Origin of the sequence: Levilactobacillus lindianensis, from assembly GCF_003946095.1 — a bacterium.
Classification (GTDB): domain Bacteria; phylum Bacillota; class Bacilli; order Lactobacillales; family Lactobacillaceae; genus Levilactobacillus; species Levilactobacillus lindianensis.
Genome location: NZ_RHOD01000006.1, coordinates 33,957 through 49,375 on the forward strand (window position 1 = coordinate 33,957; position 15,419 = coordinate 49,375).

The following is a 15,419-nucleotide window of genomic DNA, read 5'->3' on the forward strand; positions in this document are numbered from 1 at the left end:
TTAATGATGCCCTACTCTTCGGGCTTGTCCGTCGACGGTCGGTAGAAACGCCGACCGTCCATGGCAAAGACCCGTTCCGAAAACTCACCCGGCTCGGTGTGTTCTACCACGGTATCTAACATCATGATTGAGGCATCAAGCTCATCGAGTTGATGTAAGACGTCCGCCTCACGCAAGGCTGGCCGTACGGGTGACCCATACTCCAGCAACCCATGATGACTCAGAATCATATGCCGTAAGAGCAGCACGTCCTCGGCTTGCGGGTCCAACTTCAAAGGATCGCAAGCACGAACCAACTCACCATCGATCAAGACGATGTGCCCAATCAGATTGCCCGCCAGCGTATAGACCGTCGACTTGGGGCCGGATAATTCAATCGTCTTGCCCAAGTCATGTAGAATGGCCCCCGCGTACAACAGTGGCCCGTTGAGATCGGGATACTGTGCTACCACTGAATGTGCTAATTTCAAAATGGAAATGGTATGAAAGGCCAAGCCCCCCTTGAAGGCATGATGATTACTCTTGGCTGCTGGGTAGGTGAAAAATTGTTCCTGGTACTCCCCTAGCAGCTTGCGGACCAATCGGTTCCAAGTTGGTTGGGTAATTTCAAAAATCGTTTGATTAATGTAGTCTTCCATTTCTTTGCGATTCATGGGTGCCTGCTCGATAAAAGCCTCGGGATCGGCTGGCTCGCCCGGCTTGCTGAGTCGCAGATGGAAAATCTTGATCTGGGGATGCGTCTGATAGTTCTCCCGCTTTCCCTGCAAGTGCACGACTCGCCCGGCGACGTAGTTTGCAATGTCTTCTTCCGAAGCATCCCAATACTTCCCAGAGATTTCACCGGAACGATCTTCGAACACGATGGCAATGTATTGTTTCCCATTTTTAGCCGTTCGCACGTCGGCTGACTTTAGCAAAACGAATAAGTCAACCGCCTCGTCGACGGCATAGTCCATCAATTGTTTGGTTGCTGCCATAATAACCCTCCTAGTCCACTAATTGGATAATCTGTTGTTCGGCAACGTTTTCGGTCACGGCAGTATCCGCCGTCATCAGAATCACCTGAGTCTCACGACTAATCTCATCAAGTAATCGGTAGGCCTGCCGGCGGCGTTTCACATCAAAGTTCACAAAACCATCATCAATGACCACGGGCATCTGAACCTGTTGTGTCATCACGATGGCAAAAGCCAACTTGACGGCAAAGTCGAGTTGTTCCGCGGTTCCTCGCGACAACTGACTGACTGTGCGCCACTCACCATCGTGGCGGCGAACCCGCAACGTTGTTTCCGTTAACTCAATTTCAGTATACCGGTTTTCAGTTAATTTGCCATAAAATTCACTAGCTTTGGCGACAATCTGTGGCAATCGGTCACTGGAAGCCGCCGCCAATGCAGCGGCAATCCACTGGCTAGCTAGCCGGTCAACTAGCCACCGCTGGGTGGTTGCGATCATCCGAGTCTCCAGATCAGCTAACTTCTGTCGCAACACCGCTTGGGTTCCACTCGTAGTTAATTGATCGATCTGGCCAGCCAAAGTGGCCAGACGTTCGTTACCCGAATCCAACTGGGCCTGCGTTGCCGCCAAGCGCTGACGGGCCCGCTCAAATGCCGCCTGGAGTGTTGCCTCATCGGTCACCCCTTGCAGGGCAGCTAAGTCAGTCTTTCCCAGCTGGTGTGCGAGATCGGCACGGCGTTGTTGCCGTTGATCTCGCTCCTGGACGCTCCGATATTGCTGGTAAAAGGCTTGCGCATCCGCCACGTTACGTGTTTGCAGAAAGGTTGTGACCGCCGTGGTTGCTTGCTTCAGCCTAGTATGGTCGCGGGTAACCCGCTCACTTAAGGCACTGAGGTCACTGTCACGGGTTGCTAATCGCTGTTGTTGCCGTTGCAAATCCGTCAGTTGGTCCACTTGGTCTTGGAGCGGCTGGTCGACTAGCTCGGGGAGTAGCGCCGTCACTGTCGTTTGGAAAGTCTTCACCTTCTGCTGAGCGGTCTGGAGATCCGTGGTAACGCTCTCTAACTGCCGCGTTAGGCGTTCCCATTCCGCAATCACTCCCTGCGCCGTGGCCCACTCCTCCAAAGGAATGTCTGCCATACCATGGCTCTCTCCGATGGTATCCAGCCGATTGGTCAACTCGGTCGTGGTACTCGTTCCCTCACGTAGCTGTGCTTGTAAGTCACGAATATCAGCTTCCAGCTCATCCGTCTGCTGGCTAGCAGGGGTTCCACCCGAAACGATGAAGGCCCCGTAATAGCCAACGGCTACCCCGACCAAGGCCCCACCAAGTTTAAGGAAGGCCGAGGGGAGAAATAATGAACCAATCAGTACGACCAACCCGGCGGCTAACCAACCGATCTGTTTATCCGCCAAGGGATTGCGCTGTTGTTGCCGCGTTGGTTGCTGTTGGCGGAACTGTTCATTCAAGTCATTTAGATTCTGTTGCAGGCGGCGCCGCTTCTGATTCGCCGTGGTGAGATCTTGGCGTAGCTGGTTAACCTCCTGTAATGTCGCCAACGAGAAGGCTCGCGGCATCTGCCCCTGATGGGCATACTGTTGTTCTATGCTCCCCGCGCGGTCCTGAAGATCGGCCTGCTGAGCATGGGCCTGTTCGGCCGTGTGCTTCGCCACTAAAGTTTCTGGAATGGCAGCCAGTGTAGGTGCCAGGCGATCGGCCGTCTCCAAGTAGCGTTGAAATAACGGCGTCAGTTGAGCCGCCTGGCGTTGGGCCGCCAGTTCCTGTTGATCATGGATCAGGCTTTCCTGCGTCACGCGTTGTTGGTTGACCAGCCGTTCCAAGGTCGCCGCATCTTCGGGGGCAAACCCAGCTTGCACCGGATCAGCCGCTGTAGCCAATGTCGCCCATTGTTGATAGATGGGCCATTTTGCCAGACGCTGTTCGCCAATGGCCACCTGTTGCCGATCGGCCTCTAGCTGCGTCCGCAAGCTAGCCTGATGTTGATTCAGTTGGCGCTGTTGGTCAAGCAGACGCCAATACTTCGGGTAGGCCGCATTCGCCCGCTCCAATTTCAGACGCAGATCTCGATACTCTTGGAGGTCGCGATTCAACTCCGGATTACGGCCCTGCGGCTTGTAACGGGCATTCGCTGCCTCATCCAATTGACTGGCCTGATCCAACCAGAAGTCACTTCCCACGGCCCCAACGTGCCGCAAATGCGCCACCAGTTCCTGCTTAGACGTCGTAAAGACTGCAGCCAACCGGGGCTCGTTGATGGCATAAACCTGTTGAAAAAGGATCGCGTCCATCGGTGCCAGCAGATGAGGCAAGCTTTCGGCAGGTAACTTCAGGTCACTTGTCGTATTATGTAGGGTCACCTTACCCCCGCGAGGACCATCGACGCGGGTGACCAGATAATCCTGGCCACCGTGGGTGAAGGCAATCTCACCACCAAACCGGCTCCCATCCAACGGTTCATACCGTAGCGTGGGATGCTTCTTTGTAGGAAAACCAAAGAGAATAGCGCTAATAAACTGCGTCAAGGTCGACTTTCCCGCCTCATTGGGCCCCAGAAACACAGAGAGACCGGGACGCAGGTTGAAGGTCCGATCGTGAAATTGACCGAATCCATAAATTGTTAATCGGTTAAGATGCATGATCATCCTCCTCTCCCGCTAACGCAGCTAATAATTTTGTGGCTTCCTCCCGTAGGGTTACGGCCGTCTTGGGGTCTGCAAACCAATCAGCCAAAGCCGGTTCTTGAGCCAATTTGCCAAACTGTTCTTGTAAATTCTCAGGCGTAAAGACTTGGTCGGCACCCACTGACCAATAGCGCGTATCCAGTTGTGGAGCCGCCGTAGTCCCGACTGGTGAGTCCCAGCGTAAGGCCACGACAACCCTTTTGACCGCCTGCATCACCCGCCGTTGCGTCCGCTGGAACAGGGCCAGCCAGTCACCACTGGTAATCTGAGCCTGTTCTGCAGCCGAAAGTGCCCCATTCAAAGATAAGGTCGGCACTACCAGCTCCGGTGTCATCGCCGGTTCACGGCTCAACCAGGTCGTCAGGCAATCCCCAATCTCGGCCAGCGTAGGATTGGGCGTCGTCAGGGCTAAGGTCGGGTTGGTCCATACCAAGGCAGCCGTCGAGAAGAACTCGGGAACCAATCGATGGTCCTGATTCGTCACCAGGTAGGCCCCGCGATCACCAGTCTCCGTGCGATCACGGCCCTGAGTGTTACCAGCATACAAGACTGGTGGATTTTCATTTAGGCGTTGTCGCTGATGGATGTGCCCCAACGCCCAGTAATCATAGCGTTTGGCCAGCAGCTCTGCGACCGTAAACGGTGCATAGTGATCGCCACTACCGGTAGCCACGGCCCCGTGAAGCATCCCCAGATGCCAGTCGGTGGCGGCATGTACGGGGAAATCTCCTAGTGGATCGCGGTCCACCCAACGCTGATCATAACTAAAGCCACTAATAGCTACCGTCGTGCCATCCTGCAGTGTGAGTGTCGTGGTCGTCACCTGCGGCCCCAGTACGGTCACATTATCCGGATAGGCAATCGACAGATGCTGATCCGCCAGATAATCATGATTACCAAAACCCAGAATAACTGGGATCTTCGCTTGGGCCAAGCGGTCAAACTGTTCAATCAGATAGGCCTGAGCAGCCACACTCTGCTCCGCACGATCGAAGAGATCCCCTGCTAACAGGACAAAGTCCACCTGCTCGGCCAACGCCCGGTCAAAAACCTTAGTCGCCGCCGTAAACGTCGATTCTCGAATCTGCGTCAATAGTGACGCAGGCAGATCTTGCAATCCCCGAAAGGGACTATCTAAATGGAGATCCGCTGCGTGAATAAATTTCATGTTGTCTGTTCCCTCCCCAAACGACGGTTTAAAAAAATCGTCGGCACCGACCCTCCAAAGTGAGTGGTTGCGCCGACGATTTCGTCCTTAGCCCTTGTAAATAGCTTGAATAGGCTCCGTAATAGTCTTGTTTAACTCGGTTAACAGGTCGTTTAAGCCCCGTTCCTTTTCCATCAAAGCCTTGATGGCATCCTTCTTGGAGACCCGTCCAGCAACCTCTTGGACGTGTTTCATTTCGTCCTCGGTTGGTTGTTGGCCCGTCATCTGCTTCTGTTGTAAGTTCAATTGAACTTGTTCAAATTCCTTAAACAGTTGGAAGGTTTCCTCGTCCGCCTTCATCGTTGCAAAGGCAGCCTTTAAATCTTTAAACTCTTGCGTATCTTGCAAAACTTGGGCAGTCTTTTCACCCAGAGTGTGCATGTCGTCAGCCATGAATGTTTCCTCCTCGATGGGCCGTGGCCCGGATTAGGTAATAACCACTAACCATTGTACCATGCTTTGGTGACTGACCCCAGCGTCATTTGTTAATTGACAACGGACTTAGCCTTTTCCCACCAGGATTTCACCTTATCGGCGGCATTATTAAAGGACTTGCCGGCATTGTCGATCCCCTGTTGAACCTGATCCCAAATGTCCGTTGACGAGGACCCAGAGTTTTCGGCCTTGGCCAACGTCGACGCATCCTTCGTGGTAAACGAGGTGCCCTTGGTGTTCGGCAGGATACTCTGCATTTCAGCCTGGAAGAGTGGGCCTTCACCAGTCCCACTCACGTTCTCCAAGTGATGTTTATCGCTGGTGTTGTCAAAGCCTTCCCAGGTCGTCACGACGACGTCTGGCGTATACCCGACAATCCATTTGTCACGCGTGGCATCGGCATCCCCATCGGCTTCGGTACTCCCAGTCTTCCCGGCAATTGTATAGCCATATGGCTTGGCTGAAGCCCCGGTTCCGTAGTTAAAGACGCCCATCATCATACTAGTCATCTGCTTGGCCGTCTTGGCCGACATGACCTTGGTCGTCTTCGGTGCACTGTCCTGGGTATCAACGACCACATTTCCAGAAGCATCGACAATCTTACGAATGTAGTGGGCCGAGGACATGGTTCCTCCGTTAGCAAATGAGGTATAAGCTTGTGCCAGTTGTTGCGGTGAAACCCCGGTCTTTAAGCCCCCAAGAGCCAAGGCAAGGTTCTTATCGGACTTGGACACGGGTAGTCCAAACTTCTTCACGGAGTCGTAACCCTTGTCGACACCGATCTTATTCAATAGCCAGACTGCTGGCGCATTGGTACTCTGTGCCAGCGCTTGGTACATCGGAATTTTCCCGCTGTACTGATTCCCATAGTTACCTGGCGTATAATTATTCGTCCCATAGGATTTCTTCTTATCCGTCAGCTCGGAATCATAGTAGTAACCGTTCTCCAGGGCCGGTGTGTAGACGGCAAGTGGTTTAATCGTGGAGCCCGGTTGCCGCTGCATCTGCGTAGCACGGTTGTACCCTCTAAAGACGTGCTTGCCCCGACCACCGACGACGGCTTCCACGCCCCCGGTGTCGGGATCAATGGCAATGCTGGCCGCTTGAACTTTGGTACCATCACTGGCATTGGCTGGGAAGTAGCTGTCGTTTTTGAAGAGCGCCTGCATCTGGGCCTGATTATTCTGATCCAGGGTTGTATAAATCTTGTAGCCGCGGTTCATGATTTCGGACTCTGTTAACCCATACTTGCTGACGGCCTCGTTGATCACCGCGTCAAAGTAGTACGGATACTTATAGGTATTCTTGTAAGTATAATCATCACTAGTTGTCAGTGCCGTTGCCTGATACTGCTTGGCCTGTTCGGCAGTAATCGCCCCAGTCTCAGCCATGAGGCCTAAGACGACATTCCGGCGAGAACGAGAAGCCTGAGGGTGCTTAATCGGATTGTAGCCACTCGGTGACGTCAACATCCCCGCTAGTACCGCCGATTGGGGCACCGTCAGGTTGTCTGCGGTAGTACCAAAGTAACGTTCCGCAGCGTCTTGAACACCCCAGACCCCATTGTCAAAGTAGGCGTTGTTCAGGTACATCGAGAGAATATCCTTCTTACTATAGACATTCTCAATTTCGATGGAAAGAAAGAGTTCCTTGAACTTCCGGGTAAAGGTCTGTTCCTGTGATAAGTAGGCGTTCTTAGCCAGTTGTTGAGTTAACGTACTTCCCCCACCACTGATGTAGTCCCGGCGGAGAATTTTGTTTTTAGCGTACAGTAAAAGCGCCCGCGCATAGCCCTTAAATGAAAAGCCATATTCGTGGTAAAAATTCCGGTCCTCGGTCGAGACCACGGCGCTTTGCACGTTCGGGGAAATCCGCTTTAGGGGCACGTAGGTCCCTTTTTGCGAGTATAAAGTCCCCGCCTTTTGATTGCTCCGGTCATAGATCTTGGTGGGATTTTCTAGGGCCGCCTTCAGGTTACCCACGTTAGCGGTCTTCGCCATAAAGGTCATGTAACCACTTAACGCTAGAAAGCCACTCAACAGAATCACAATGATCCACCGGGTCAATTGATACCGATGCCAGACTTGTTTGAGGCGGGATCTAACGCCCGACCCCTTGCTCTGATTAGGTTGTTGGGTATTCATTCAATAGCCTCTTCTATCTCAGTTATAATATGGCTATTTTAGCATAAACACTGTGTCTAGCCGCGCTTTCACTGAAACTTTACGAACCTTTAACTTCACTTAAGCCGTTGAAAAACACCCGGAAACCAATTGAAAATGGGATTCCCGGGTGTTAGATCTTTCATAATTAAATTAATGAATAATATCAGGATTCATCTCTGCTGCAATCTCGTCGTGGAGGCGTGCCGCAATCTTGGCATCGGGGCTGATGATAAAGATCGTGTCGTGCCCCGCTAACGTCCCGGCAATCTCTGGTAAGTTCAGATCATCAAAGATGGCTGCCAAGAGGTTCCCGTTGCTCGGCAGCGTTTTCAAAATATTGACGAATTCGACTCGCGTCAGGCCCGTGACCACCTCGTTAATCGTCTCGCGGAGGTGTTCTTCCTCACTACGATTCCCCGCCTTAAAAATTGTATAACGGAGGTGCCCATGACCATCCTGGGCCTTAACGATTTGCATTTCCCGAATATCGCGCGAGATGGTGGCCTGGGTGGCCTGAATGCCGACTTCCTCCAAGTGCTCCATTAATTCTTCTTGCGTACCAATCGGATACTGATTAATTAACTGCTCGATTCTTGCCTGCCGCATACTCTTTTTCATTGTGACCACCCTCCCGCATAAAATTGCATTAAGTATAACAAAGGATGCGGAATTAAGCCACATGTCTCTGCATATTTATAAAGTAAGTGTAACAAATATTCTTTTTTTACGCAAAAAAGTCACCCCGCGTTAGCGAGGTGACCCGATTAACTTCATTTTACATTTCGTCTGGTGCTTGCACCCCTAAGAGTCGTAGAGATTCCTTCAAGACCGTAGAAACAGCCTTAACTAAGGCTAAACGTGCTGGTAATTCAGCATCTTCGGCCAGAATCTTAGAGTGCGCATAGTACTTGTTGAACGTCTTCGACAAGCGAATGGCAAACTTGGCAATGACAGATGGTTCTAATTCGGCACAAGCCATCTTGACCGTTGCTGGGAAGTCAGCCAAGGTCTTAATCGTATCCCAAGCTTCGGGATCAGAGATCGCGTTGCCCCCGGCCTTAACGTCGACGTTTGCCGCCTTGCGTAAGATACTTTCGGCACGGGCATGGGCGTATTGAACGTAAGGACCCGTTTCCCCTTCAAACTTCAATTGGTCAGCCAATACGAAGTCAATGGCATTGGTCCGTTCGTTCTTCAAATCTCCGAAGACAATGGCCCCAACCCCAACTTGATGTGCGACTTCTTCCTTGTTAGGTAGATCAGGGTTCTTCTCGTTGATTTCTTCACCCGCTAATTTAACGGATTCTTCGAGGACCTTGGCCAACAGGATAATCCGGCCGGAACGTGTTGACAGCTTCTTACCGTCAACCGTGATCAGTCCGAATGGCACGTACTGTAACTTGGAAGCGGATGGCAACCCAATTTCAGTCAGAACGGCCTTCAACTGTTTGAAGTAGTAGGCTTGTTCGGACCCCACCACGTAGAGGTTCTTGGCTGGGGCGTACGTCCGGTCACGATAAAGGGCCGTGGCGATATCCCGCGTGATGTACAGTGAGGCGCCATCACTCTTTAAAATCAGTGCGGGGTTCAAGTCATACTTACTCAAATCAACGACTTGGGCGCCTTGAGATTCAACTAGGAGGTTCTTGTCCTTCAAGATCTGGACAACTTCTTCCAGCTTATCGTTGTAAAAGGCTTCCCCGTTGAAAGTATCGAAGGAAACACCTAATTCATCGTAAACTTGGCTAAATTCTTGCAGTGAGGCTTCCCGGAACCAAGCCCACAACTTGTGTGCTTCAGGGTCGCCGGCTTCCAACTTACGGAACCATTCCCGGGCTTCGTCATCCAATTCTGGATGTTCCACGTCCTCCTTATGGAAACGAACGTAGTATTCAACCAGCTTGTTGATAGGGTCTTTCTTGACATCGGCTTCGTTTCCCCACAGCTTGTAGGCCGTGATGAGCTTCCCGAACTGCGTCCCCCAGTCACCTAGGTGATTATCTTTGATGGGGTGATAGCCGTTCTTCGTGAGAATTTCAGCGATCGAATTTCCAATCACTGTTGACCGCAAGTGACCCATGGACATTGGCTTGGCAATGTTCGGTGAGGACATGTCGATAGGTACGTTGCCCCCGGCACCCTCTTCGTTCTTCCCATAGTCGGCACCCTCGCTCAGGACCGTCTGCAACGTCTCTTCACTGAACGCATTCTTATCGAAGAAGAAATTTAAGTATGGGCCAACCACTTCAACCTTTTCAAAGCCGGTCGTGTCGAGCTTAGCTGCCACGTCCTTAGCAATCTGTTGTGGTGCTTGGTGCAAGACCTTTGCTAACGTAAACGTGGGGAAAGCTAAGTCCCCCTTGTCAGACGTCTTGGGCCGTTCAATCTTGTTGCTAATCTCTTCAGCCGTCAGCTGACCGTCTAACGCCGCCGTCAAGGCTGCTGTTACTTTTTGTTTGTAATCCATCCTTATTTTCCTCCCTAAACAATTGTCCATCGCAGATAACTACTTTCAGTCTACACCATCTAGCCCCTGGGACAAAAAAACGCCCCTTACAAAATAAATTGTAAGAGACGAGGTAAACCCGCGGTACCACTCTGATTGACTTGAAAGTCCACTTTAAATTCATTTAAATGTTCGAACTGACAACGCCCGTTCGGTAGCGTCTGTGATCCGGCTCGCACCATTCCGGACTCGCTTAACTTAGACACACAACCTACTAATCGTATCAGGTTAGCTTTCGAATAATAAGAAAGACGACCAACTGGCCGCCCCAATTCGAAAGCGGGTGACGGGAATCGGACCCGCGACGCAAGCTTGGGAAGCTTGAATTTTACCACTAAACTACACCCGCACAACACAAGAAAGTATAGCATACCTCTTGTGAGTTGTCATTGTTTTTTTGCAAATTAATTCAAAATTACCCAAGAAAACTAGTCTTTATCCACTTTCTTTTCGGTAATCTTTGCCGCCGACTTGCGGACGACAGCGCGGTTGTTCATGTCTCCAACCGCCGTCTTATCAGCTGGATTATATTCTTTAATCTCAACTAAAACTGAATTATCATACACTTTGGTCACTTCACCAGTAAAGCCGTGTTCCAGAGGACCAAATTTTTTCGCCGCAACGTAATCGCCAACTTTGAGTTCAACTTCAGCCATTGTTCGTCGCTCCTTTCGTATGCAAAGTAACATTATAGTCAAATTGACTGGCCACCGCAAGCAATTGAATTGTAAGGAGTTTGAAATAATTGGGGAATTCCGAACACTCTGTGACTTATTTCGAGCCGTTCTCCCAAAACCCGATAGTTGTGCCCAATTACTATCGTTATTCACCGCAAGATAGCGTTTTCCCGAACGTCACCCCTACTTTTCCTAACTTTCCCAACCGTACGCATTTACCGCAAAATAAGTTATAATCAAGGCGTTGTATTTCAGCCGAATCAATTGACTCAAAACAAACGAGGAGGAGACGTTTAATTATGAAAAAATGGCACCTAAGCGCGGTTCGGGGAATCGCCTTAGCCGTGGGATTTATGGGCCTGTTCTGGGCCGCAACCCCGGCTAGCGCCAATTCAATCAATACTTATATCAACAATCAGGGTTACGCCACACCGAAGATTACTACACAGATCTGGAGTGGCTTCCCTAAGAACAGCTACCGTTACGGCAAGCCTGAAGGGGTTGTGGTCCACGAAACCGCTAACCCCAAGTCCACGATCTACAACGAAATTGCCTACATGAAGAACAACTACCAAAATGCCTTTGTGCATACCTTCATCGATGCCGGTAATATCATTAACGTGGCCAATACCAAGTATCTCTGTTGGGGATCGGGTTACTATGGTAACCAACGCTACGTTCAGTTTGAGCAGGTCGAAGTTCACTCCAAGTCCGCATTCGCGAATGAATTGAACAAGTCCGCCTACTATACGGCCTACATTCTGAACAAGTATGGGTTAAAACCTAAGCGCAATACCACGGTTCTCTCCCACCACGATGTGTCGAACAACCTGGGCGGGACCGATCACACCGATCCAGACGGTTACTGGAAAGCCAATGCTAAGGCTTACTTTGGAACGACCTACACCATGGCCGACTTCATGAGCCTGGTGAACACCCAGTATGCCAAGATCACCGGTAACAGTAGCAATAGTGGCAACACAACGGATGATTCCAACCAACACACCTCGGCCAAGCCTAAGACGGTCAAGTACTACGCCGGAACCAATAACGAAACGGCTACCTTGGCGAACAACTACACCAACTGGACCGTCTATAACCACGTCAAGGGCACCGCTAAGGCCCGTAAGATTGGTTGGGGTAACCTGAGTGCCGACCACCGTGGTGCTAAGGTCTACGTCGACAGCAGAGGGGTTAAAAAAGGCGGTTGGAGTGGCACTTGGTATCGGATCCGCTTTGCCAAGCACTCCACCTACAAATACTGGGTCTGCAGTAACGTCTTAAACTTCCCGAAGGTCACCTATAAGGATGCCAATGGGACTAAGACGCTAAACACGACCACTAACTCAGCTCTGTACAACCACGTGCTCAATTCAGACTACCTGAGTACGGTCACGGCCCACACGCAAGACTTCCAAGCCGGCCAAACAATCAAGTTGAATAAGAAAGGTGTGAAGTCTTCGGACAATTCCACCTGGTATCGCGGAACCATTGGGAGTAAATCCTACTGGGTTAAATCCACGAGCCTGAAATAAAAATAAGACGTGATGAAATGGAGTTGGAATTTTTCCAACTCCATTTTGCCACCTAAGGAGCTTTCTAATGGGTAGAATTCAATTTTACGGTGCCGTCTCCCTCGATGGTTTTCTCGCAACCGAAGATGACCGTCTGGATTGGCTGACCGGTCTCACCGACCTCCCTGCCAACATCGGACAGGCAACGCTTAGTCAGATGACTAGTGCCATTCTGGGACGAGTCACCTATGACACCATCCAGGCTGACGTGACTGAAGGCCTCACACTGAATCCTTACAACACCGATATGCCAGGCTACGTCCTGACGCATCAGTCGCGTATCGACCAGGGCCCCATCCATTTCACGGCGACACCAGTTGTTGAATTAGCACAGCGGCTACAAACCAAAGGCAATGTTTGGATCGTCGGTGGCCAGCAAGTCCTGACGCCACTCCTCGCGGCCAATCTTGTAGATGACCTTTACCTCCAGGTTGCCCCAACCCTATTGGGACACGGCAAACGCCTCTTTGGCGAACTCGCCACACCCCAGACGTTTGAACTGACCGCCGTTCACCAATACGGGCCACTGGCCGAAATGGTCTATCGCCGACAAAATTAATGCCACCGATCCGTCCGAATATGGTAGGCTGGTAATAGTTAAAACTTTAAGGAGGCATTAGTCATGTGGTTGGCCTTACACTTCTGGACGTGGATTATCTTGACTATTCTTGTGATTCTCGGGCTCACACGTCATTCTGAAAAACGGGTCACGCAGTTCCTACTGATCGCACGGATTGCCTACTTGGTCATGATCATTAGTGGTGTCGTCCTCTCCATTCGGACGTTTGTGCACGCCCCGATTCTAATCAGTCTGAAGTTCATTCTGGGTATCGCCACCATCGCCCTCATCGAAATTAGTTTCGGGCGGAAGATGGAACGTGATACCCCCCATCTGATTTATTGGATCTTGGGCGTCGTTGCTCTGATCACGGTTGGCCTGGGACTCACCCTCGCTTTCAAATAAGACCCTGATAAGGTGTCGAGACGATTGTTCTCGGCACCTTTTTTTGAGATCTAAAAGAGGCATCCGGGTAGTTAACCTGGATGCCTCTAACTCTGACAATGCTTAGTCAGTTTGCCGTAGCTTTAACGCCATTTCCAACGTCCGGTCAACCAGAATCGATTGACTATCTGCCACCGGAATGGTGCGTTCTGGTTCACGTTCCTGAGCTAACGATAGCTCCGTGCATCCCAGAATCACAACATCGGCGTGTCGTTCCGTCACCATCTCATTGAGAATGTGATGGTACAGCTTAGCATCAACTTCATTGTTTTCCTTGATGTGATCATAGATCAGTGACATGGTTTCGTCCTCGATCGCCTGCGTTGGCAGTACGGGTTCGAGTCCAGCCGCTGCAACTTCATCCTCATAGACCTTATCCGTAATGGTCCCCTGCGTCCCGGTAATTCCGATGCGCTTGGCTTGCGGATAACGACGCTTAATCTCCTTAACCGTTTCACGAGGCATGTGTAGCAGTGGCACATCCGTCGCTGCCTGCAGGTCATCATAGAAGTAGTGCGCCGTGTTGCAAGGCAACGTAAAGAAAGCTGGCTTCAACTGACTCTGTTGTTGAATATCTTCAAGCAGACTGGGTAACGGATTGGGTTGATTGTGATCCAAAATATAATTTGTCCGATCCGGAACTGTCGCGTGGTTCACCAGAATATAATTCAAATACTCCTGATCGGCGTGCGCAGGCGTCCGTAGATTCAACTGATGAATATAGCTCTCGGTGGCCATGGTGCCCATGCCGCCAATAATCGTAAAGAATTTTTGCATGGTGAATTACCCCTTATTTTCTGCGAAGTATTTCTTAAAGTTAACCGTGTAATTGTGCTGCATCCACTGGATCAAGGCCCAGCGTTTCAGATTCATATCTTGGTCATAGTGATACGTGGTGCCATACTGACCGGCGGCAATCAACTTCAGGGCCCGATCCTTGTCGGCATTTTCCCGCGTGTACTGTTTGAAGACTTTCACCGGCACACCCAACCATAGCGCATGCTGACTCTCGTCCTTGTTACCGTACACCGTCGGGGCATCCTTCAGACTGTCCTTCACGTAGTCCTTAACCACCCAGTCAGCCAAGTTATAGCCGTTCAAGGTCACGAAGAAACTACTCCGGCCTTGACGCAGGTTGATTTCAAACAACTTGAAGCTGTGATCCCGGACATCATACTTCATATCGAAGTTCGCGTAACCGATAAACTCGATGGCTTCCAGGAACTTCTGGATGTTCTGGTAAATAGTTTCGTTGTATTCCGGAATGATCGCCACGTAATTACCGATGGCCGATGGGGCTGGGTCTTCCAACAATGGATGACCCAGACACATCATCTTTACCTTGTGATTCCGGTCAACGTAGGCATTGAGCACCCGCATGTTACTGTCATCTCCGGGAACAAAATCTTGGAGAATCAAGTCGGACGTATAGCCGTTGGCATAAACCTTCTGGACAATGTCTTTGAACTCTGCCGCTGACTGAATCCGAAAGGCCTTCTTACGGCCCTCAAAGTGAACGTCTAACCATTCCACACTATTGGCTGGCTTCAACGCGACCGGATAGTCGAAGGGTTGTTCGACCGGCTGGCCACTTGTGGCTTCCGCCTTGGTGATAATTCGCGTTGCGGGGTATGGTAAGCCATACTGATCGCAGACCTTGTAGAAGTTTTCTTTGTTATTCAGATGCCGCAGTTTGTCGTAATCAATGTATGGGCAGATGAAGACGTCTTCCAATTCTGCCTTGTGCTTACTGATTAACTCGGCATAGCCATCCCCACACCCGATTAAGATAACCGGCTCGGGATGATCGGCGTAACGTTCCTTTAATTTACGCATAGTTTCAATCCAAACGGGATCTTCATCGAATCCCGGAATTAATTCTAAATTCACAATCTTGGTGTAACGCGTCGGTGCCAATTGAATGCTGGCAAAGGCTTGAACGGGTTGATGGTACAGGTCATAAAATGAGCGTGCCATGCCGTAAACGTTAAAATCACTCCCCAAAAGAACTGGGGTAAACTTGACTTCCTTGGTTTCCATAACGGCTTAAAGTCCCTTCACAACGTTTAAATAATTGAGTTAAGTACTGGGTGGGGAGTCCCCCCACTCGTTTTTTTCTAGGTAAACGCAATCAAGGTTGTTAGCGGACGAGTCCAATAGCAACCTTGATCGTTATCGGCCGACCATTTCTG

General features: G+C 50.6%; 13 protein-coding genes and 1 tRNA gene. 3 read left to right on the forward strand and 11 right to left on the reverse strand.

Going from position 1 to position 15,419, the window contains the following annotated elements:
- Positions 1 to 11: 11 nt before the first annotated feature.
- From EKM70_RS03410 to EKM70_RS03450, 9 genes are all read right to left on the reverse strand, one after another.
- The gene (locus EKM70_RS03410) at positions 12 to 977 is read right to left on the reverse strand and encodes a 3'-5' exoribonuclease YhaM family protein (RefSeq protein WP_125545271.1); all 966 of its coding nucleotides are present in this window, start codon (positions 975 to 977) and stop codon (positions 12 to 14) included.
- 10 nt (positions 978 to 987) lie between these two features.
- Positions 988 to 3,615, reverse strand: a complete 2,628-nt coding sequence (locus EKM70_RS03415) for an ATP-binding protein (protein WP_125545273.1) — start codon at positions 3,613 to 3,615, stop codon at positions 988 to 990.
- Positions 3,605 to 4,828 carry a metallophosphoesterase family protein gene (locus tag EKM70_RS03420; protein WP_125545275.1) on the reverse strand — a complete coding sequence of 408 codons (1,224 nt, stop codon included), beginning with the start codon at positions 4,826 to 4,828 and terminating at the stop codon, positions 3,605 to 3,607. The genes EKM70_RS03415 and EKM70_RS03420 overlap by 11 nt, the downstream gene beginning before the upstream one ends.
- Positions 4,829 to 4,915: 87 nt before the next feature.
- Positions 4,916 to 5,260, reverse strand: a complete 345-nt coding sequence (locus EKM70_RS03425; RefSeq protein WP_125545276.1) for a YlbF family regulator — start codon at positions 5,258 to 5,260, stop codon at positions 4,916 to 4,918.
- Between the two features lie 92 nt (positions 5,261 to 5,352).
- On the reverse strand, positions 5,353 to 7,446 hold the full coding sequence (locus EKM70_RS03430; protein WP_125545278.1) for a PBP1A family penicillin-binding protein: 2,094 nt from the start codon (positions 7,444 to 7,446) through the stop codon (positions 5,353 to 5,355).
- A 171-nt stretch (positions 7,447 to 7,617) separates the two neighbouring features.
- Positions 7,618 to 8,085: an arginine repressor gene (locus EKM70_RS03435; protein WP_125545280.1), complete on the reverse strand. Its 468-nt coding sequence runs from the start codon at positions 8,083 to 8,085 to the stop codon at positions 7,618 to 7,620.
- A gap of 157 nt (positions 8,086 to 8,242) precedes the next feature.
- On the reverse strand, positions 8,243 to 9,934 hold the full coding sequence (gene argS, locus EKM70_RS03440) for an arginine--tRNA ligase (RefSeq protein WP_125545282.1): 1,692 nt from the start codon (positions 9,932 to 9,934) through the stop codon (positions 8,243 to 8,245).
- Between the two features lie 317 nt (positions 9,935 to 10,251).
- Positions 10,252 to 10,322, reverse strand: a tRNA-Gly gene (locus tag EKM70_RS03445).
- Positions 10,323 to 10,401: 79 nt separating this feature from the next.
- Complete coding sequence (locus EKM70_RS03450; protein ID WP_125545284.1) at positions 10,402 to 10,629, reverse strand: DUF2187 domain-containing protein; 228 nt, start codon at positions 10,627 to 10,629, stop codon at positions 10,402 to 10,404.
- Between the two features lie 320 nt (positions 10,630 to 10,949).
- On the opposite strand from EKM70_RS03450, the gene EKM70_RS03455 reads away from it, so the two are divergent.
- From EKM70_RS03455 to EKM70_RS03465, 3 genes are all read left to right on the forward strand, one after another.
- On the forward strand, positions 10,950 to 12,185 hold the full coding sequence (locus EKM70_RS03455; protein ID WP_125545286.1) for a peptidoglycan recognition protein family protein: 1,236 nt from the start codon (positions 10,950 to 10,952) through the stop codon (positions 12,183 to 12,185).
- Positions 12,186 to 12,252: 67 nt separating this feature from the next.
- The gene (locus EKM70_RS03460) at positions 12,253 to 12,783 is read left to right on the forward strand and encodes a dihydrofolate reductase family protein (RefSeq protein WP_125545288.1); all 531 of its coding nucleotides are present in this window, start codon (positions 12,253 to 12,255) and stop codon (positions 12,781 to 12,783) included.
- A gap of 63 nt (positions 12,784 to 12,846) precedes the next feature.
- On the forward strand, positions 12,847 to 13,188 hold the full coding sequence (locus EKM70_RS03465) for a DUF1516 family protein (protein WP_125545290.1): 342 nt from the start codon (positions 12,847 to 12,849) through the stop codon (positions 13,186 to 13,188).
- Positions 13,189 to 13,290: 102 nt separating this feature from the next.
- Here the strand turns inward: EKM70_RS03465 and EKM70_RS03470 are convergent, their stop codons facing one another.
- Complete coding sequence (locus EKM70_RS03470; RefSeq protein ID WP_125545292.1) at positions 13,291 to 14,004, reverse strand: aspartate/glutamate racemase family protein; 714 nt, start codon at positions 14,002 to 14,004, stop codon at positions 13,291 to 13,293.
- Positions 14,005 to 14,010: 6 nt separating this feature from the next.
- Positions 14,011 to 15,267 carry a carboxylate--amine ligase gene (locus EKM70_RS03475; RefSeq protein WP_125545294.1) on the reverse strand — a complete coding sequence of 419 codons (1,257 nt, stop codon included), beginning with the start codon at positions 15,265 to 15,267 and terminating at the stop codon, positions 14,011 to 14,013.
- Positions 15,268 to 15,419 lie beyond the last annotated feature (152 nt).

Bases quoted from the DNA above. Each gene is read 5' to 3' on its own strand.
- argS (WP_125545282.1), bottom strand. From the start codon at position 9,934: ATGGATTACAAACAAAAAGTAACAGCAGCCTTGACGGCGGCGTTAGAC.
- EKM70_RS03470 (WP_125545292.1), bottom strand. From the start codon at position 14,004: ATGCAAAAATTCTTTACGATTATTGGCGGCATGGGCACCATGGCCACC.
- EKM70_RS03415 (WP_125545273.1), bottom strand. From the start codon at position 3,615: ATGCATCTTAACCGATTAACAATTTATGGATTCGGTCAATTTCACGAT.
- EKM70_RS03455 (WP_125545286.1), top strand. From the start codon at position 10,950: ATGAAAAAATGGCACCTAAGCGCGGTTCGGGGAATCGCCTTAGCCGTG.
- EKM70_RS03420 (WP_125545275.1), bottom strand. From the start codon at position 4,828: ATGAAATTTATTCACGCAGCGGATCTCCATTTAGATAGTCCCTTTCGG.
- EKM70_RS03430 (WP_125545278.1), bottom strand. From the start codon at position 7,446: ATGAATACCCAACAACCTAATCAGAGCAAGGGGTCGGGCGTTAGATCC.
- EKM70_RS03450 (WP_125545284.1), bottom strand. From the start codon at position 10,629: ATGGCTGAAGTTGAACTCAAAGTTGGCGATTACGTTGCGGCGAAAAAA.
- EKM70_RS03465 (WP_125545290.1), top strand. From the start codon at position 12,847: ATGTGGTTGGCCTTACACTTCTGGACGTGGATTATCTTGACTATTCTT.
- EKM70_RS03435 (WP_125545280.1), bottom strand. From the start codon at position 8,085: ATGAAAAAGAGTATGCGGCAGGCAAGAATCGAGCAGTTAATTAATCAG.
- EKM70_RS03410 (WP_125545271.1), bottom strand. From the start codon at position 977: ATGGCAGCAACCAAACAATTGATGGACTATGCCGTCGACGAGGCGGTT.
- EKM70_RS03425 (WP_125545276.1), bottom strand. From the start codon at position 5,260: ATGGCTGACGACATGCACACTCTGGGTGAAAAGACTGCCCAAGTTTTG.
- EKM70_RS03460 (WP_125545288.1), top strand. From the start codon at position 12,253: ATGGGTAGAATTCAATTTTACGGTGCCGTCTCCCTCGATGGTTTTCTC.
- EKM70_RS03475 (WP_125545294.1), bottom strand. From the start codon at position 15,267: ATGGAAACCAAGGAAGTCAAGTTTACCCCAGTTCTTTTGGGGAGTGAT.